This is a genomic window from Enterobacter cloacae complex sp. 2021EL-01169 (assembly GCF_020733125.1).
Taxonomy (GTDB): domain Bacteria; phylum Pseudomonadota; class Gammaproteobacteria; order Enterobacterales; family Enterobacteriaceae; genus Enterobacter; species Enterobacter roggenkampii.
In genome coordinates this window covers 104,851-122,131 of record NZ_JAJFTC010000004.1, presented here as the reverse complement: position 1 = coordinate 122,131, position 17,281 = coordinate 104,851, and the positions used below count along the sequence as shown (strand labels likewise).

The 17,281-nt window shown below is 56.6% G+C and carries 16 protein-coding genes and 1 other RNA gene; 7 read left to right on the top strand and 10 right to left on the bottom strand.

Annotated features, from left to right (window positions below):
- Positions 1-3: 3 nt before the first annotated feature.
- The 7 genes from sufS to LLF79_RS13585 all read right to left on the bottom strand — a co-directional run bounded on the left by sufS (position 4) and on the right by LLF79_RS13585 (position 7,541).
- On the bottom strand, positions 4-1,224 hold the full coding sequence (gene sufS / locus LLF79_RS13615; protein ID WP_219983553.1) for a cysteine desulfurase SufS: 1,221 nt from the start codon (positions 1,222-1,224) through the stop codon (positions 4-6).
- Positions 1,221-2,492 carry a Fe-S cluster assembly protein SufD gene (sufD, locus tag LLF79_RS13610; protein WP_069598164.1) on the bottom strand — a complete coding sequence of 424 codons (1,272 nt, stop codon included), beginning with the start codon at positions 2,490-2,492 and terminating at the stop codon, positions 1,221-1,223. The genes sufS and sufD overlap by 4 nt, the downstream gene beginning before the upstream one ends.
- Positions 2,467-3,213 carry a Fe-S cluster assembly ATPase SufC gene (gene sufC / locus LLF79_RS13605; RefSeq protein WP_227879644.1) on the bottom strand — a complete coding sequence of 249 codons (747 nt, stop codon included), beginning with the start codon at positions 3,211-3,213 and terminating at the stop codon, positions 2,467-2,469. The genes sufD and sufC overlap by 26 nt, the downstream gene beginning before the upstream one ends.
- 9 nt (positions 3,214-3,222) lie before the next feature.
- Positions 3,223-4,713 (bottom strand): Fe-S cluster assembly protein SufB, encoded by a 1,491-nt coding sequence (sufB, locus tag LLF79_RS13600; protein WP_227879640.1) that lies wholly within the window; start codon positions 4,711-4,713, stop codon positions 3,223-3,225.
- Positions 4,714-4,721: 8 nt separating this feature from the next.
- A complete protein-coding gene (sufA, locus tag LLF79_RS13595) occupies positions 4,722-5,090 on the bottom strand; it encodes a Fe-S cluster assembly scaffold SufA (RefSeq protein WP_008500631.1) in 369 nt (122 codons plus the stop codon).
- Between the two features lie 313 nt (positions 5,091-5,403).
- Positions 5,404-6,132, bottom strand: a complete 729-nt coding sequence (locus LLF79_RS13590; protein WP_008500632.1) for a MerR family transcriptional regulator — start codon at positions 6,130-6,132, stop codon at positions 5,404-5,406.
- Between the two features lie 188 nt (positions 6,133-6,320).
- Positions 6,321-7,541: a diguanylate phosphodiesterase gene (locus tag LLF79_RS13585; RefSeq protein ID WP_025911631.1), complete on the bottom strand. Its 1,221-nt coding sequence runs from the start codon at positions 7,539-7,541 to the stop codon at positions 6,321-6,323.
- 339 nt (positions 7,542-7,880) lie between these two features.
- Between LLF79_RS13585 and ycgZ the strand changes: the two genes are divergently transcribed.
- The 5 genes from ycgZ to LLF79_RS13560 all read left to right on the top strand — a co-directional run bounded on the left by ycgZ (position 7,881) and on the right by LLF79_RS13560 (position 11,855).
- Positions 7,881-8,120 carry a regulatory protein YcgZ gene (gene ycgZ, locus LLF79_RS13580; protein WP_008500634.1) on the top strand — a complete coding sequence of 80 codons (240 nt, stop codon included), beginning with the start codon at positions 7,881-7,883 and terminating at the stop codon, positions 8,118-8,120.
- A 4-nt stretch (positions 8,121-8,124) separates the two neighbouring features.
- Positions 8,125-8,445: a hypothetical protein gene (locus LLF79_RS13575; protein ID WP_021241105.1), complete on the top strand. Its 321-nt coding sequence runs from the start codon at positions 8,125-8,127 to the stop codon at positions 8,443-8,445.
- Between the two features lie 29 nt (positions 8,446-8,474).
- Positions 8,475-8,753: a biofilm/acid-resistance regulator YmgB/AriR gene (locus LLF79_RS13570; RefSeq protein WP_008500635.1), complete on the top strand. Its 279-nt coding sequence runs from the start codon at positions 8,475-8,477 to the stop codon at positions 8,751-8,753.
- 190 nt (positions 8,754-8,943) lie between these two features.
- Complete coding sequence (gene fdhF, locus LLF79_RS13565) at positions 8,944-11,094, top strand: formate dehydrogenase subunit alpha (RefSeq protein ID WP_227879638.1); 2,151 nt, start codon at positions 8,944-8,946, stop codon at positions 11,092-11,094.
- Positions 11,095-11,225: 131 nt separating this feature from the next.
- Positions 11,226-11,855 carry a helix-turn-helix domain-containing protein gene (locus tag LLF79_RS13560; protein ID WP_023327183.1) on the top strand — a complete coding sequence of 210 codons (630 nt, stop codon included), beginning with the start codon at positions 11,226-11,228 and terminating at the stop codon, positions 11,853-11,855.
- Between the two features lie 50 nt (positions 11,856-11,905).
- Here the strand turns inward: LLF79_RS13560 and LLF79_RS13555 are convergent, their stop codons facing one another.
- The 3 genes from LLF79_RS13555 to LLF79_RS13545 all read right to left on the bottom strand — a co-directional run bounded on the left by LLF79_RS13555 (position 11,906) and on the right by LLF79_RS13545 (position 15,649).
- Positions 11,906-12,100 (bottom strand): YdiH family protein, encoded by a 195-nt coding sequence (locus tag LLF79_RS13555; protein WP_003857766.1) that lies wholly within the window; start codon positions 12,098-12,100, stop codon positions 11,906-11,908.
- 85 nt (positions 12,101-12,185) lie between these two features.
- Positions 12,186-12,596 (bottom strand): 1,4-dihydroxy-2-naphthoyl-CoA hydrolase, encoded by a 411-nt coding sequence (gene menI / locus LLF79_RS13550; RefSeq protein WP_008500638.1) that lies wholly within the window; start codon positions 12,594-12,596, stop codon positions 12,186-12,188.
- Positions 12,593-15,649 carry an FAD-binding and (Fe-S)-binding domain-containing protein gene (locus tag LLF79_RS13545; RefSeq protein WP_227879636.1) on the bottom strand — a complete coding sequence of 1,019 codons (3,057 nt, stop codon included), beginning with the start codon at positions 15,647-15,649 and terminating at the stop codon, positions 12,593-12,595. The genes menI and LLF79_RS13545 overlap by 4 nt, the downstream gene beginning before the upstream one ends.
- Positions 15,650-15,849: 200 nt before the next feature.
- On the opposite strand from LLF79_RS13545, the gene ydiK reads away from it, so the two are divergent.
- Together ydiK and rprA are read left to right on the top strand one after the other, a co-directional pair.
- Positions 15,850-16,965: an AI-2E family transporter YdiK gene (gene ydiK, locus LLF79_RS13540; protein ID WP_021241100.1), complete on the top strand. Its 1,116-nt coding sequence runs from the start codon at positions 15,850-15,852 to the stop codon at positions 16,963-16,965.
- 207 nt (positions 16,966-17,172) lie between these two features.
- Positions 17,173-17,280: antisense sRNA RprA (rprA, locus tag LLF79_RS13535), an RNA gene on the top strand.
- Position 17,281: the final 1 nt, after the last annotated feature.

Below are 17,281 nucleotides of genomic sequence, written 5' to 3'. Positions count from 1 at the left end.
CCGTTAGCCCAGCAGCTGATGAATGCGCTTCAGCCCCGCCACCAGCCTGTCGACCTCTTCCGTCGTGTTGTACATCACCAGCGATGCGCGGCACATTGCCGGTACCTGGTAAAACGCCATCAGCGGCATGGCGCAGTGGTGCCCGGTGCGGACCGCCACGCCGTAGTTATCGAGGAAACTGCCCACGTCATAGGCGTGGTGTTTCCCAAGATTAAACGCGATTACCCCTTGCCGATCGGCAGGCCCGTAGAGGGTTAAATCCGGCACGCTGGCAAGCTCTGCAAGCGCGTAGTGCATCAGCAGCTGTTCATACTCCTGAATGGCATCAAGACCGATGGCAGAGACGTAAGAGACCGCCGCCCCCAGCCCGATAATGCCCCCGGTGTTGGGCGTGCCCGCCTCAAAACGCCACGGGGCGCGCGCGTAGGTTGTGCCTTCCGTCAGGCTGACGGTGGCGATCATCGACCCGCCCCCTTCCCACGGCGGCATCGCCTGCAGGATCTCTTCTTTCACATACAGCACGCCAATCCCGGTCGGCCCGTAGAGCTTGTGGCCTGAAAAGACGTAGAAATCACAGTCCAGCGCCTGGACGTCAACCGCGTGGTGCATCACCGCCTGCGCGCCGTCAATCAGGACCTTTGCGCCCGCCTGATGGGCCTTGTCGACGATCTCCGCCACCGGGTTTTCGGTCCCCAGCACGTTGGAGACCTGGGTAACCGCCACCAGCCGCGTGCGGTCGTCCAGCAAGAGGTCAAGCTGCTCAAGCTGAAGCGTCCCGTCAGCGTTTAGCGAGATCACCCGCAGCTGCGCCCCTACGCGCTCGCAGAGCATCTGCCACGGCACGATATTGGCGTGGTGCTCCATCTGGGTGATGATGATGTTATCCCCCGCGTGGACCTGCGCGTTGCCCCAGCTGTTAGCAACAAGGTTGATCCCTTCGGTGGTCCCGCGAACAAAGACCAGTTCTTCCGGCGAGCGGGCGTTAAGAAAAGCGGCAAGCTGCGTGCGCACGTTTTCCATCCGCTGGGTCGCCTCGGCGCTCAGGGTGTGAATACCGCGATGCACGGCGGCATAGCCGTGGCGATAGAACTCAGCTTCCGCATCCACCACCTGATTCGGCTTCTGCGCGCTGGCCGCGCTGTCCAGATAGGCCAGCGGCAGACCGTTTACTTCACGGGTCAGAACCGGGAAATCTGCCCGTACTTTTTCGACGGGAAAACTCATGCTTCGCCTCCAGGCAGGCGCTGACCGATCCGATCCAGCACCTGCAGTTTTAACTGACCATCGTGCAGCGCTTCCGTCAGTTCGGCGGCAAACGCGTAGATAATCATTTTCTGCGCCGCCTGCTGGTCGATGCCGCGCGAGCGCAGGTAGAACATCTGCTCGTCGTCGATTCGCCCGACCGTCGCACCGTGGCTGCATTTCACGTCGTCGGCGTAGATCTCCAGCTGCGGCTTGGTGTCCACCTCCGCCAGGCGACCTAACAGCAGATTGTTGTTGGTCATCTGCCCGTCGGTTTTAATGGCGTGCTGCGCCACGTTAATCAGGCCGTTAAACACCGCGCGCCCTTTATCACTGACGATGGTTTTGTGCAGCTGGCGGCTGTTGCAGTAGCCTTTGTTGTGCTCCAGCCAGGTGCGCGTGTCACACACTTCTGATTTAACCGGCATCGCCAGGCTGTTGATGCGCAGCGTGGTGTTTTCACCGTTAAGCTGCGTGCTGGTGTTATGGCGCAGCACCGCCCCGCCGAGCAGGAAGCTGTGGCTGTACGCGGCGGCATCCTGTCCCAGGACAATGTCGTTATGGGCAAAGTGGTGGCTCTGCGCATTCTCAAACGCCAGCTTGATGTGGTGTAGCTGGGCATTCGCCGCCACGTTCATCGTCAGTCGCGACCCGGTAAAGTGACGCGTCTCATTGAGGCTGACGTAATGTTCGATGACCGTGGCCTCCGCCCCCTCCGCCAGCTCAAGATGGTGGCGATAGTGCGCGGTGTTGATTTCGTCGCCGTCCAGCCCCTGAGTGATGTGCATCAGCAGCAGCGGTTTGGCCGGACGCTGGTTACGCTTCACGCGGATATGCGTCACGCTGCGGGCCAGGCTTTCGGTCAGGTGCAGAAAGACCTCAGGCTGAACCGGGGCGCTCAGGCGCTGGCGATCGTCGTTTATCTCAATCTCAAATCCGCTCTCCTGGAGCGTGTCGCTCAGCTCAGGGCGGAACTGACCGTCGACAAACACCAGGCGCACGGCATCCACGCCCACTGCCAGCGCGTCACGCTGCGCAGGCGTGAGATCCGCCAGACGGGTCACAAACTCGGCGTTCAGCAAGCCATCAAGCGGGGTGTACTTCCAGTTCTCATGCTTACGCGTCGGCAGGCCAAGACGCAGCATCTGCTGCAGATGCTGTTGCGCCTGCTCAGAGCGCGTGCCGCCCTGGGCTTCAAACAGCCGGTGCCACTGCTGGAGCGCATTACTGCTGTTCGGTAAGCCAGCCATAGCCCTGCTCCTCCAGTTGTTTAACCAGCGTGAAATCACCGGATTTCACAATGCGCCCCTGGTAAAGCACGTGGACGTAATCCGGCTTGATGTAGTCCAGAATGCGCTGGTAGTGGGTGACGATAATGAACGAACGCCTGCCGTCGCGCAGGGAGTTCACCCCGTCAGCGACAATCTTCAGGGCGTCAATATCCAGACCGGAGTCGGTCTCATCCAGAATGCACAGCTCGGGCTCCAGCACCGCCATCTGCAGAATGTCGTTACGCTTTTTCTCACCGCCGGAAAAACCGACGTTCACCGAGCGGGTCAGCAGATCTTCCGGCATTTTCAGCAGCTTGATTTTCTCTTCCATTAAATCCTGGAAGTCGAAGCGGTCGAGCGCCTCCAGCCCCCGGTATTTCCGCACCGCGTTGAGCGCGGTTTGCAGGAAGAACTGGTTGCTGACGCCGGGGATTTCTACCGGATACTGGAAGGCCATAAAGATGCCCTCGCCCGCGCGGTCTTCCGGCGACATCTCCAGCAGATCTTTGCCGTTAAATTCGACCGAGCCGTGGGTCACCTCATAATCTTCGCGTCCCGCCAGCGTCGCAGAAAGCGTACTTTTCCCGGAACCGTTCGGCCCCATGATGGCGTGGACTTCGCCCGGCTTGACGTCAAAATTGAGGCCACGCAGGATGGCTTTATCTTCTACGCTGACCTGTAAATCTTTAATGCTTAACATGTGCTTTCCTTAACCGACGCTGTGTTCAAGACTAATGGCGAGGAGTTTCTGGGCTTCAACGGCAAATTCCAGCGGCAGTTCAGAGAACACGTCCTTACAGAAGCCGTTTACGATCATCGAGATGGCATCCTCTTCGCTGATCCCGCGCTGCAGGCAGTAGAAGAGCTGATCTTCCCCAATCCGTGACGTGGTCGCCTCGTGCTCCAGCTGGGCCGTGTTATTACGGCATTCGACGTATGGGAAGGTATGCGCCCCGCAGTCAGCGCCAATCAGCATCGAGTCACACTGGGTGAAGTTTCGCGCATTGGTCGCCGTCGGCATGATTTTCACCAGCCCGCGATAGCTGTTCTGGCTGTGTCCGGCGGAGATACCTTTCGAGATAATGGTCGATTTGGTGTTTTTACCAATGTGGATCATCTTGGTGCCGGTATCCGCCTGCTGATGACCGCTGGTGAGCGCCACCGAGTAAAACTCGCCGATGGAGTTATCCCCGCGCAGGATGCAGCTCGGGTATTTCCAGGTGATGGCCGAGCCGGTTTCGGACTGGGTCCACGACATCTTGCTGTTTTCGCCTTCGCACAGCGCACGCTTGGTCACGAAGTTCAGGATGCCGCCGGTATTGCCGTCGCCCGGGAACCAGTTTTGCACCGTCGAGTATTTCACCTCGGCGTCTTTATGGATGATGACCTCCACCACCGCCGCGTGCAGCTGATAGCTGTCGCGGACCGGGGCGGAGCACCCTTCGATGTAGCTGACGTAACTCCCCTCATCGGCCACCAGAATGGTACGTTCGAACTGGCCGGTTTTTTCGGCATTAATGCGGAAATAGGTGGAAAGCTCCATCGGACAGCGCACGCCTTTCGGCACGTAAATAAAGGTGCCGTCCGAGGCCACCGCCGCGTTAAGCGCCGCAAAGAAGTTGTCGTTAGAGGGCACCACGGTTCCGATGTACTTTTTCACCAGTTCAGGATGATCGTGAATCGCTTCGCCGAAGGAGCAGAAAATGATCCCCTGCTCTGCCAGCTTCTCGCGGTAGGTGGTGGCCACCGAGACCGAGTCAAAGATAGCGTCCACCGCCACCTCTTTCCCTTCGCGCACCGGTACGCCCAGCTGGTTAAACGCCTCTTCTACCTCTTTGCTCAGGAAACTGTTCTCCGCACCGGTTTGCTGCACCGCGCCGGGCTGCGAGGCGCAGGTGTCATCGCAGCTGCCGCAGGAGGGCGCAGAGTAGTAGCTGTAGTCCTGATAGTTCAGCTTGTCATAATGCGCTTTCAGCCAGTGCGGCTCTTCCATCTCCAGCCAGGCGCGGTAGGCGCTCAGGCGAAACTCCAGCATCCACTCGGGCTCGTTACGTTTCGCCGAGATCGCCCGCACGACATCTTCATTGATGCCTTTTGCCAGCTCATCGGTCTGCAGCTGGGTGAAGAACCCCTCTTTATAGTTGAGGTGCCCGCCGCTCCAGGTACTTACTTCACTCGTTGCTTCAGTATTACGAGACATAGTTCCGCCTATACCCCAAAGCTTTCGCCGCAGCCGCATTCGTTCTGGGCTTTCGGGTTATGAAATTTGAATAATTGATTTAAGCCTTCGCGGACGTAGTCCACTTCGGTGCCATCGATAAAGGGCATGGCCTGCAGCGCGACGTACAATTTTGCGCCGTCGGTCTCGAACACCAGGTCATCTTTCTCGGGTTCGGTGACGGTATCAAGCACGTAACCGAAACCTGCGCAGCCGGTCTGTTTGACACCTAAACGCACGCCAAGGATCTCGGGCTTTTTCGCCACCAGCTCGTGAATATGTGCCGCCGCCGCTGGCGTGAGCGTTAACCCGCGCCAGGCGAAATCGGCAGGATTAAAGGTTTCTGAATGCAGTTCCATAGGTCCACCTCATCTGATAAGCCATCAGGGCATAACACCATGTTAGTGATAACGATTATCACTTCAACCCTCTGTCAGCAGGGGCATTCGGCTAAACCGCCCTTTTTGCCTACTTTTATTAAGCATAGACCCTGTGACAAGATGCAGGCAGGATGGATTTAATTGTTCAATGCATTGATTAATAATGCATTTCGTTGTGGCATTCGGGCAGGAGAGCAGAAACGTAAAATATGCATTGGAAATGCCTATTTTTGAGATAGCTTTTGCATGGAAAGTGACAAAAATAAAAAAAGGCCCTCAAGGCCTCTTACACTTAATGATGAAATGAGACAGCAAACCCCTGTTCACGCCAGTGGTCGAGCTGTTCCTGCTGTCGAGGCGTTGGGGATTTCCCCGTCCAGACGAAGATTTTTTGTCCCGGGAACAGTTCAGGACGCGGCGAATCAATCGGTTCTGCCAGGACGTCGATGTGCCAGCCCTTCTGCGCTAAGCGCGCGGCTTCGAGCCACAGATGGGTGCGGTCATCGCACTCCCAGCCGATCAGGAGAGCGTCTTTACCGGCTTTCTTACGGGACTCCGCCAGGCTTGCAATCGCGAATTCAATCAGGACTCCGTCTAACAGGCTCGCCATGTGTCGCACGGTATTTTGGTCCTGGTTCATCCGCTGACGGACGGGAGAAATGATATTGTCAATCAGGGAATCTATCGGGTGATCGCGGCGGAACTCGCCAATTTTGGCGCGCAGCTTTGCCGGGCTGGCGTAGCGCAGAACGGTCATCATCTCTTCCTGGAACGAGACCCAGTTGCCCTGAGTCAACACTTCCTTGTTTTCCAGCAAGGCTTTTACTTTCCCGACCGAAACGCCGCTCTTCATCAGGCGTTTGATCTCTTCTATACGCAGGATATCTTCATCGTCAAACTGACGATGGCCCCCTTCGCTGCGCTGCGGCTTCAACAATCCATAACGGCGCTGCCAGGCACGCAGCGTAACGGGGTTGATACCGCATCGTTCGGCCACTTCGCCGATACTGTAATAGGCCATTAACTCCCTCACGCTCAGAACTTCCATACCTAACTGCACCAACCTTATCAGATTGTACAAACCATTTGTATAACTAAGACCGCATTTTGAACGGGTGAATGGCTTACCACCCCATCCACCTGTTAATACATTGTTGAATAAAATTTACCGTTCGTACAGTAACGTCTGCCAGATTGTGTACAGCTTTATCACAATTCGAACTTTTTCTCCGGCCAGGCAATGGCTGGAATCCCGCCGTGCCGGGGGCTGGCAAAAAGATGCCCCTGGAACTGGGAAATTCCCGCAGATTCCAGCCACATCCACTCTTCTGCCTTCTCTACCCCCACCGCGCAGAACTGGATTTCAAGCGAGGAACAGCATTTGATGATCGCCTGAATGATGGCCTGTCGGGGGCCACTTTTATGCACGTTCGCGACCAGATCGCGATTAATCTTAATTCTGTCAGGCTGGAAGTGGGCCAGCAGCTGCAGCCCGGCAAAACCGGCACCAAAGTGATCGATCGTCACGCTGATACCCGCGCTTTTTAACTGCCTGACCGAATCCGTGAATTCATCAAAACGGGAAATGGCTTCGCTCTCGGTGAACTCCACCACGATTTGCTCAGGTACAAACCCGTTTGCTTCAATCGCGGTGAGCAGAAAATCCACGGCGTTGGGAATGTTAACCAGCGTCATAGGCAGCAGGTTCAGGGATAACGTCTGGTCCTGTAACCCCAGCGCGCTGGCCATAGACAGAGCCACCTGCTTGCTCTGCAAATCAGAGGTGTACACTTCCTCCTGCGGAAGGCTGGCGAAATAGGCCCCCGGCGAGTCGCCGGACGGGGTGCGGAGAAGCGCCTCCCAGGAGACAACCTGCTGCATAAACGGATCGACTATCGGCTGGAACGCGAAGCTGCAATCCGCCCCTTTCGCGACCACCTCAGGCTGTGCGGACAAACGCGTCTCTTCGCGAACGAAATCCCATGTATCCGCAGGCGGCAGTTCAAAATAGTTCGCTTTTTCCGTGGCCTCGACAAAGGTGCGGAAAAACTGCAGAGGGCGATCGTTATAGGCCAGCTGGTAGCGTGTCGTCCCCTTATTAAGTATCTGCTGCAGCACCTCGTCCCGGTCGAAGTGGCGCAAATCAAAAAGCTCCATACCCACGTTGCCAAAACGCCGGACAGGGCCGTGATCGCGCATCAACTCGACCACGTTATGGTGGCGCGGGTCGTTGCAGATCTGCTCATAGATAGCCGAAACGTGCTCCACCGGCCCTTCAAGCAGTTGAAAAAAATGTGTGCCGTTAAACAGCAGGATCCCCGTGACATTGGATTGCCGATTTTTACGATTTGCAGCAGCGACCATTGCTTCCAGCGCTTTCACTGGAACGTCCTCGCAGATATGACTGCGGTAAATGATGGTTGTGAGCATGCTATTCCTGGGGGTTAGGGTTTTGGCCACGAAAGACGTGGGGAATGTTCATTTATAGCACATTAATTGCCTGACAAATAATTTACATCTCAACCATTTACGGCAGTTAATGGGACCGTTTGACTCGGCTGTACAACTTACCAGCACATGCGCTTTTTGTACAATATATCCTGCACTCAACCCCCATCACAACGCCAACCCAACGCAATGAAAAATAAATGATTTATAAGATATATCGTAAAAAATCTAAAAATTTGTACATTTTAGATGTACAGATTTGGAAATTGTGTATACCTTAAATGTAACGTTACTGATTACAAAATTTTACAGGAGCGAAACATGCAGCAGAAAGGTTACGTCGCAGATTCCGCAGCAGCAATCGCACAGTACTTCGAAAAAGCCGCGCTTCCGACCCAACAGGAAACGCTGGGCCAGGTGGTTGTTGAAATTCTCAGCGACGGGCGAAACCTTAATCGCAAATCGCTTTGTACAAAATTGCTCAGCCGCCTCGAAAAGGCCGATGGGCCGGAAGAGGAAGAGCATTACCACATGCTGCTTGGTCTGCTCTTCGAACGGTAAGGATATGAATCGCAGTAACGCAGACCGACTGATAGACCAGCTTATCGGTGAAGCCGTTCTCTCTCTTCTGAAAGAGCGGGGGCCGGTGACAACAGAAGGCTTGCTACAGCGTCTGCGGGTCATGAAAGAACATGAAAAGGATCCCCAGCGGCGGGAGACACTTGCGATGGTGATTGCCGAGATCGGCTCAAACAGCATCGCCTTTACACGTCGCAGAACCGCGCAAGGACGAACAAAAAGAGAGGGATCTCTCAACGATAACCGAGACAATGTAGTGCCGTTATTTGGAAGTGGAAAACCGTCCGATCCCAAAAAAATACATTGACTGCAATTTAACAGCTACGGTGAGAACAAATGAGACAAAATATTCAGCTTCAACCCGAATATCACTCTGCTTTTTTAGACAGTGCTCTGGCGGAGTATTTCCGCCATGCAGGCGATCGTTTTGCTGAAGAGTCCGCTATTTTTTCTACTGCAGTACGCTGTGTTCTGGCCTCTGAAGGCCATCTTTCCAATAAAGCGATCATCCTCTGGCTCATTCAGACGCTGGAATCCACCAACGACGTGGTTCAGGCGGATGTGATTCGTAAGACGCTGGAAATCGTGGTGGGTTACACCATGGACGATCTCTGAGTTCCTGCCCGCCGCACCCCCTAACGTGTCATCGTCAAAACTGACGATCGGCCTGACGATGACACGCGCCCTCCCCCATAACACCCTGTAATTCACGCAAAGCCAACCTGGCACGCTTTCTGCTTATCTCCGCATACGGGACTGGTTTTTCCAGTCAACTTTGCTTCATTTCTTAACAGGTCTGTTATTGATGAAAAAGATCGCCAGCGTCTGCCCGTACTGCGGTGCAGGCTGTAAATTGAACCTTGTCGTTGAAAATAACCGTATCATCCGTGCCGAAGCGGCAGAGGGGGTCACAAACCAGGGCACCTTATGTCTGAAAGGGTTTTACGGCTGGGACTTCCTCAACGACACCCGTCTTCTCACCCCCCGCCTTACCCAGCCCATGATCCGCTACCGCAAAGGCGAAGCCTTCACCCCCGTTACCTGGGAAGAGGCGATCCGCTACACCGCCCACAGGCTCAGCAGCATTAAAGCGCAGCACGGGCCGCGGTCGATCATGACCACCGGCTCCTCTCGCGGCACCGGCAATGAAACCAACTACGTGATGCAAAAGTTTGCCCGCGCGGTGCTGAACACCAACAACGTGGACTGCTGCGCGCGCGTCTGTCATGGCCCGTCCGTGGCGGGTTTACAGGAAACGCTCGGCAACGGCGCGATGAGCAACTCCATTAACGATATTGAAAACTCAAAATGCCTGCTGGTGTTTGGCTATAACTGCGCGGACTCCCACCCTATCGTTGCCCGCCGCGTGCTGAAAGCGCGTGAAAACGGCGCAAAAATTATTGTCTGCGATCCGCGCCGTATTGAAACGGCGCGTATTGCCGACCAACATCTTCAGCTGAAAAACGGCAGCAACATGGCGCTGGTGAACGCCTTTGGCTATGTGCTGCTGGAAGAGGAGCTGTACGACAAAAGCTACGTGGCGCGCTTTACGGAAGGGCTTGAGGCCTACCGGCAAACGGTAAAAGACTATGCGCCTGAGAAGGTCGAATATCTTACCGGCATCCCCGCCCGTGATGTCCGCCAGGCGATGCGCACGTTCGCGGCGGCTCCTTCCGCTACCGTGATGTGGGGAATGGGCGTGACCCAGTTTGGTCAGGCCGTTGACGTGGTCAAAGGGCTTTCCAGCCTGGCGCTGCTGACCGGGAATCTCGGTCGCCCCGCCGTCGGCGTCGGGCCGGTGCGCGGTCAGAACAACGTCCAGGGTGCCTGCGATATGGGCGTCCTGCCGAATATGTTCCCCGGCTATCAGGATGTGACCGACCCGGCGGTCCGGCAGAAGTTCGCCGATGCCTGGGGAATTGATGTCAATAAAATGGACGATCGCGTCGGGACGCGCATTACCGAAGTGCCGCATCTTGCGCTGGAAGGCAAGGTCAAAGCCTATTACATCATGGGAGAAGATCCGCTTCAGACCGAAGCCGATCTCGGCCTGGTGCGCAGCGGTTTTGAGGCGCTCGATTTTGTCGTGGTTCAGGACATCTTTATGACCAAAACGGCAGAGGTGGCGGACGTTCTGCTTCCGGCTACCTCATGGGGTGAACACGGCGGCGTCTTTACCTGTGCCGATCGCGGCTTCCAGCGTTTTGGCAAAGCCATTGAAGCCAGCGGCAACGTGAAGCGCGACTGGGAGATCATCAGCCTGCTCGCCACCGAGATGGGCTACCCGATGCATTATGACTCCAACCAGCAAATCTGGGACGAGATGCGCGAGCTGTGCCCGCTCTTCTACGGCGTGACGTATGAAAAAATGGGCGAGATGGGTCACGTTCAATGGCCGTGCCCGACGCTGGATCATCCCGGTACGCCGTACCTGTACAAAGATAATCAGTTCGATACCCCGAGCGGTAAAGGGCAGCTCTTTGCCGCACCGTGGCGCGCGCCGGCGGAAACTCCGGATGCGGATTTCCCGCTGGTGCTCTGTACGGTCCGCGAGGTCGGCCACTACTCCTGCCGCTCCATGACCGGGAACTGCGCCGCGCTGCAAAGCCTGGCCGACGAGCCGGGCCGGGTGCAAATGAACCCTGCCGATGCGGACAAGCTGGGCATTACCGACGGACAGCTGGTCTGGGTACGTTCACGTCGCGGGAAAGTGATTACCCGCGCCAGCATCAGCGAGCGCATCAACGCCGGAGCCGTTTATATGACCTATCAGTGGTGGATTGGCGCCTGCAACGAGCTAACCCAGGATAACCTCGATCCCATCTCCAAAACCCCGGAAACGAAGTACTGCGCGGTGCAGCTGGAGGCCATTGAGGACCAGCGCTGGGCAGAGGACTATGCCGCATCGGCGTATCAGTCCATGAAGTCGCGGCTGATAAGTGCGGCGAACGTCTGAGGAAAATGCCGGGTGCCGTAACCGCCACCCGGCAATCGCGTACGGTATCATGCAATAACAAGCAACTCGCTTACCCGTCCCAAAGAGAAGCGCTATAATTAGCCAGGTTTTTTTAAAGGCTGTCGGCAACCATGTCCCTTCCAGAAAAGTCTCAGCGGGGTTCTCCCCACGCGCAAGCGCTTATTTCACACCTGTTACCTGATTGCACAACGCGACATACCGCCCGCGGCGAGCGGCTGGACCTGCAGGTCAATGGTCAGGGTATGTGCTATTTAATTCTTGAAGGAACCATCGCCGTCTACAGAAGAAGCGATAACATGATGCTGTCTACGGCCCGAAGCCCTGCTGTTTTCGGCCTCGCTAACCTCACTGATATCTATTTTAGTGATTATCTTAAGACCGTCAGCCCGTGCCTGATCGGGACGATCACCACAGAAAGGGTGAATGCCATTATTCAAGAGAAGGCGCTTTGGGGACTGCTCTCTCAACAGCTCATGTATGTGTATAGCCGTCTCTATAACAACGTGATGCCGCAGGGCGCGCCGACGGCGTATGAGATGATTCGCCAGCAGTTAATGAAGCTGACGGAAGAAGAGGAGGGTTATCGGCTCAGCGTGACGGCGGAAAAGTATATCAGGGAGAAAACCCACCTCTCCCGCAGCGGCGTGATGCGCATTCTGGCGGATTTGAAAACCGGCGGATTTATCGAAATGGAAGAAGGCAGGCTTATCAAAATCAACAAGCTCCCCGCTAAATACTGAATCTCAGGCACAAAAAAGGCCGCAGTTGCGGCCTTTTCAACATTACTCTCTCAATGGACGTGAACGCCCAACCGCCAGGCAAAGTAGATCTCTTCTTTCAGCTCATTCGAAGAGAGCGCCAGCAAATCTGTAAATTCCAGCTCAAGCTGTTTCAGCTTTTTCAGGTACTGCGCCGGGGACAGATTGCTCTTATCGCGACGTAAATATTCAATTGCCAGCTGTGTTGGGGTTATTTCAGTATCCATGATGTCCTCGCTTATGTACAAAACCTGACCAGTATATCACAACCCGCTGGCTAGTTTTTGACCAAAGGCAAAACATCTGAAAACTTTACACGACCGCTGTCGTCAACCTTGAAGAGCAGCACAGGCGATCCTGCTCGTCGAGAATGTCAATCTGCCACACCTGGTGGCGACTACCGGCGTGCAGCGCGCGGCACACGCCGCGCACGCGCCCGCTGCGTACCGAGCGGATATGATTAGCATTCACCTCGAGTCCGACCACCTTCTGCTCCCCTTCGGTACAGAGATACCCCGCCACCGAGCCCAGGGTTTCGGCCAGCACGACGGACGCCCCGCCGTGCAATAAACCAAACGGCTGATGGGTGCGATGATCGACAGGCATGGTGGCCTCAATGTCATCGTCGCCAATGCGGGTGAACTGGATATCCAGCAGCCCCACCATATTCCCCTCGCCCATGGCGTTCAGCGCCTGCAGCGTCACGGCACGTTTCCAGATCATCCAATTATCTCCAGTAAAGCCTGCAATGGGTGGCGTACGCCGTTACCCTCTACCCGTTTCACCTGGCTGCGGCAGGAGTATCCCGTCGCCAGACAGCGGTTTCGCGGCAAGCGCTGCATCGCCTGATGCCAGGACAGCTCATAAATGCCGAGCGAGTTGGCGTGGTTTTTCACTTCGTGTCCGTACGTGCCGGCCATACCGCAGCAGCCCACGCTAACGCTCTCCAGCTTCGCGCCGAAGCGGGCAAAGACGGACGCCCACTGCGCGGGGGCGCCAGGCAGCGCGGTGACTTCCGTGCAGTGTCCGAACAGATACCACGGCTCACCGCTGACGTCCTGAACCGCTTTGTCTTCCAGGGCCGTCGGCAGCCACTCGTGCACCAGCATGACGTGGAAATCACCGCGCTTATCGCCCAGCGTCTGCCTGTATTCATCGCGGTAGCACAGCACCAGCGCCGGGTCGACGCCGACCATCGGTATCCCGAGTTGCGCCACGCGGTTTAAGAAGTCAGATGTTTTCTGCGCGGTCTTCGCAAAGCGCGTCAGGAAGCCTTTAATGTGCTGCGCCTTGCCGTTGGGCGAGAACGGCAGCACAACCGGCTGATAGCCCAGCTTTTCCGACAGGCGGATGAAGTCCGCAACCACCTGGGCATCGTAGTAGCTGGTAAACGGATCCTGCACCACCAGCACCACCTTCGCTTTTTGCTCAGGCGTGAGCGCCTCCAGCTGCTCCAGGGTCATGTTCGCCGAACGATGCCCGACGAGCTGGCGCTGCAGAGACGGCACCGACAGCAGCGGCAGATCGACCATGCCGATATGCTTTTCGGAAAGCTTGCGCACCAGCGGCTGGTTGATAAAGAAGTTGAAGGTCTTCGGCGCGCGCGCCATCAGCGGCGCATAGCTCTCTACCGTCGCCACCAGATGGTCGCGCACCGGACGCAGATAGCGCGTGTGGTAAAGCTGCAGGAAGCGCGAGCGGAATTCCGGGACGTCGATTTTAATCGGGCACTGGGTAGAGCAGGCTTTACAGGCCAGACAGCCGGACATCGCCTCTTTCACCTCATGGGAGAAATCATACTCGCCCTTGTTGGCATGCCAGCTGTTGCGGGTGCGCTCAATCAGCGAGCGCAGGCTGGCCCGTTTATCCGGCAGCTCCTGCTCCAGCTTCAGGGGATCGACGCCGCGGTCGGCCAGCAGACGCAGCCACTCGCGCACCAGCGTCGCCCTCCCTTTCGGCGAATGAATACGGTTGCTGGTGATTTTCATCGACGGGCACATCGGGCTTTTCACGTCAAAGTTAAAGCACAGGCCGTTGCCGTTGCACTCCATCGCGCCGCGCCAGGAGGAGCGCACCGCAATCGGGATCTGTCTGTCGTAGGTGCCGCGCTTGACGGCATCCACCTGCAGCATGGGGGCGTCCACGCCTTCTGGCGGGCAGATTTTACCCGGGTTGAGGCGGTTATGCGGGTCGAAAGCCGCTTTCACCTTGCGCAGCTCCGCATAGAGCTGTTCGCCGAAGAACGCCGGACTGTATTCTGCGCGGAACCCTTTCCCGTGCTCGCCCCAAAGCAGACCGCCGTATTTAGCGGTTAAGGCCACCACGTCGTCGGAGATCTGCTTCATCAGGATCTCCTGCTGCGGGTCGCACATATCCAGCGCCGGACGCACGTGCAGCACCCCGGCATCGACGTGGCCAAACATGCCGTAGCTCAGGCCGTGGCTGTCCAGCAGGGCGCGAAACTCGACGATATAATCCGCCAGATGCTCAGGCGGCACGCAGGTATCTTCGGCAAAAGGAATGGGCTTCGCGGCCCCTTTCGCATTGCCGAGCAGACCCACGGCTTTTTTACGCATCGCATAGATACGCTCAATCCCGGCCAGATCGTTACAGAGCTGCCAGCCGATCACGCCGCCTTCGCCCTGCGAAATCAGCTCATCCAGTCGCTGGCAGAGCGTGGTGACCTGACGCTCAATCAGCTCCGCGTCGTCGCCAGCAAATTCCACGATGTTAAGACCGAGCATCTCTTTGTCCGGCACGTCGGTAATGAGATCGCTGACGGAGTGCCAGACAATATCTTCCCGGGCCAGGTTGAGCACTTTGGAGTCGACCGTCTCAACCGACAGCGCTTTCGCCTCCACCATAAACGGCGCATTGCGCAGCGCGGAGTCGAAAGAGTCATATTTGACGTTCACCAGACGACGCACCTTCGGCAGGCGGGTGATATCCAGCCGCGCCTCGGTGATAAACGCCAGCGTCCCTTCGGAACCGGTGAGCACGCGGGTTAAATCGAACTGGGTCAGGTCGTCGTTAAAGACGTGGCGCAGGTCGTAGCCCGTTAAGAAGCGGTTCAGTTTGGGGAATTTGTCGAGAATAAGCTGGCGGTTGTCGCGGCAGCGCTCCAGCACGGTACGGTAGATGCGTCCGCTGGCGGTGTTATCTTTACCCAGCGTTTCCGCCAGTTCGACCGGCATCGGCTGCGTATCGAGAATATCGCCGCCCAGCAGAACGGCCCGCACGCCCAGCACATGATCGGAGGTTTTGCCGTAGACCAGCGAGCCCTGACCGGAGGCATCCGTGTTGATCATCCCGCCGAGGGTCGCGCGGTTACTGGTGGAAAGTTCCGGGGCAAAAAAGTAGCCGTAAGGCTTGAGGTACTGGTTAAGCTGATCTTTGATAACGCCCGCTTCGACCCGCACCCACCCCTCTTCCGGGTTGATCTCAATGATGCGGTTCATATAGCGCGACATATCAACAATAATGCCCTGGTTCAGCGCCTGACCGTTGGTCCCGGTGCCGCCGCCGCGCGGCGTAAAGACCAGCGAGGCAAAGCGCTCCTGCGTGGCGAGCCGGGCAATCAGCGCCACGTCGGCCGTAGAACGAGGGAAAACGACGGCATCGGGAAGAAGCTGGTAAATACTGTTATCGGTTGCCATCGTCAGCCTGTCGGCATAGTTCGTGGCGGTATCACCTGTAAAACCCTGTTGCTCCAGTGCCTGCAAAAAATTAAGCACCAGCTGAACGACGCCGGGTGCCTGGGAAATCTGTGGGATCATGACTGTCGACCCTAATTAGAGTAATGTGAAATCGTTTGCGTTGTGTCCGGAAAGTTTTATCACATTTTTTTCTTATGTGCTTCGTAGAATTACGGGCAAAATCCGCCTGTTAAAAACCGCTGAGATCATTAATGATTAAAGAGATGCGGTTTTCCGTTCCCGCCAGCCGCGCTGGCGTTCTTTTAAGGAAAGTTTCATTTATGGTCAATCTTCGCCAGCCCAGGGATGTTGCGCAAATTTTGCTGTCGGTGCTGTTCCTGGCCCTCATGATCATTGCGTGTCTGTGGATTGTTCAACCCTTTATTCTTGGCTTCGCCTGGGCCGCGACCGTTGTCGTTGCCACGTGGCCTCTGCTGCTGCGCTTGCAGAAGCTGCTGTTCGGCCGCCGCGGGTTAGCGGTGCTGGTCATGACGCTGCTGCTGTTCCTGCTGTTTATTATTCCCATTGCGCTGCTGGTAAACAGTCTCGTCGACTCCAGCGGCCCGGTGATCCGCGCCGTGACCAGCGGCGATCTCACGCTGCCGGATCTCGCCTGGCTGAACAGCATTCCGGTCGTGGGCGCCAAGCTCTACAGCGGCTGGCACAGCCTGCTGGAGATGGGCGGCAGCGCGCTGATGGCAAAAGTGCGCCCATATATTGGCACCACCACCACCTGGTTTGTGGGTCAGGCGGCGCATATTGGCCGCTTTATGATGCACTGTACCCTGATGCTGCTCTTCAGCGCCCTGCTTTACTGGCGCGGTGAGCAGGTGGCTTTGGGCGTTCGTCACTTTGCCACCCGCCTGGCGGGCAAACGCGGTGACGCTGCGGTACTGCTGGCGGCGCAGGCCGTACGCGCGGTGGCGCTGGGCGTGGTGGTCACCGCGCTGGTGCAGGCGGTGCTGGGCGGTATTGGTCTGGCGATTTCCGGCGTACCGTATGCCACGATATTCACCGTTGTCATGCTGATGACCTGTCTTGCACAACTGGGGCCGCTGCTGGTGCTGGTGCCCTGCATTATCTGGCTCTACTGGACGGGAGATACCACGTGGGGAACGGTGCTGCTGGTCTGGAGCTGCGTGGTCGGTACCATGGATAACGTCATTCGCCCGATTCTCATCCGTATGGGCGCCGACCTGCCGCTGATCCTGATCCTCTCCGGGGTGATTGGCGGCTTGATTGCCTTCGGCATGATTGGCCTGTTTATCGGCCCGGTGCTGCTCGCCGTTACCTGGCGTCTGTTCTCCGCCTGGGTGCATGAAATTCCGCCGCCGGGAACCGACCCGGACGTGATTTTGAGCGAACTGGAAGAGCTGGAAGAGAAGAACACGCATTAAGTTTTTGCCGGGTGGCGCTAACGCTTACCCGGCCTACATTCCCCCACCCAATACTTTAACGCTGCTAAAGTATTTATTCGTTGCACACTGGTCAGACCCGCAATTTCTGCACTCAATCTGCTCATAACCTCAAGAATTCTTTATATCTCTTTAACTATTGAGACGAATCCGATCGACGCTAAAAGCGGACATGCCTACTATTAGCACACGGTTATAAATCAACACCTTGATTTATAAGCATGGAAATCCCCTGAGTGAAACAACGAATTGCTGTGTGTAGTCTTTGCCCATCTCCCACGATGGGCTTTTTTTTATC

Coding starts and splice junctions, on each gene's coding strand:
- sufS (WP_219983553.1), bottom strand. CDS start 1,224: ATGAGTTTTCCCGTCGAAAAAGTACGGGCAGATTTCCCGGTTCTGACC.
- sufD (WP_069598164.1), bottom strand. CDS start 2,492: ATGGCTGGCTTACCGAACAGCAGTAATGCGCTCCAGCAGTGGCACCGG.
- sufC (WP_227879644.1), bottom strand. CDS start 3,213: ATGTTAAGCATTAAAGATTTACAGGTCAGCGTAGAAGATAAAGCCATC.
- sufB (WP_227879640.1), bottom strand. CDS start 4,713: ATGTCTCGTAATACTGAAGCAACGAGTGAAGTAAGTACCTGGAGCGGC.
- sufA (WP_008500631.1), bottom strand. CDS start 5,090: ATGGAACTGCATTCAGAAACCTTTAATCCTGCCGATTTCGCCTGGCGC.
- LLF79_RS13590 (WP_008500632.1), bottom strand. CDS start 6,132: ATGGCCTATTACAGTATCGGCGAAGTGGCCGAACGATGCGGTATCAAC.
- LLF79_RS13585 (WP_025911631.1), bottom strand. CDS start 7,541: ATGCTCACAACCATCATTTACCGCAGTCATATCTGCGAGGACGTTCCA.
- ycgZ (WP_008500634.1), top strand. CDS start 7,881: ATGCAGCAGAAAGGTTACGTCGCAGATTCCGCAGCAGCAATCGCACAG.
- LLF79_RS13575 (WP_021241105.1), top strand. CDS start 8,125: ATGAATCGCAGTAACGCAGACCGACTGATAGACCAGCTTATCGGTGAA.
- LLF79_RS13570 (WP_008500635.1), top strand. CDS start 8,475: ATGAGACAAAATATTCAGCTTCAACCCGAATATCACTCTGCTTTTTTA.
- fdhF (WP_227879638.1), top strand. CDS start 8,944: ATGAAAAAGATCGCCAGCGTCTGCCCGTACTGCGGTGCAGGCTGTAAA.
- LLF79_RS13560 (WP_023327183.1), top strand. CDS start 11,226: ATGTCCCTTCCAGAAAAGTCTCAGCGGGGTTCTCCCCACGCGCAAGCG.
- LLF79_RS13555 (WP_003857766.1), bottom strand. CDS start 12,100: ATGGATACTGAAATAACCCCAACACAGCTGGCAATTGAATATTTACGT.
- menI (WP_008500638.1), bottom strand. CDS start 12,596: ATGATCTGGAAACGTGCCGTGACGCTGCAGGCGCTGAACGCCATGGGC.
- LLF79_RS13545 (WP_227879636.1), bottom strand. CDS start 15,649: ATGATCCCACAGATTTCCCAGGCACCCGGCGTCGTTCAGCTGGTGCTT.
- ydiK (WP_021241100.1), top strand. CDS start 15,850: ATGGTCAATCTTCGCCAGCCCAGGGATGTTGCGCAAATTTTGCTGTCG.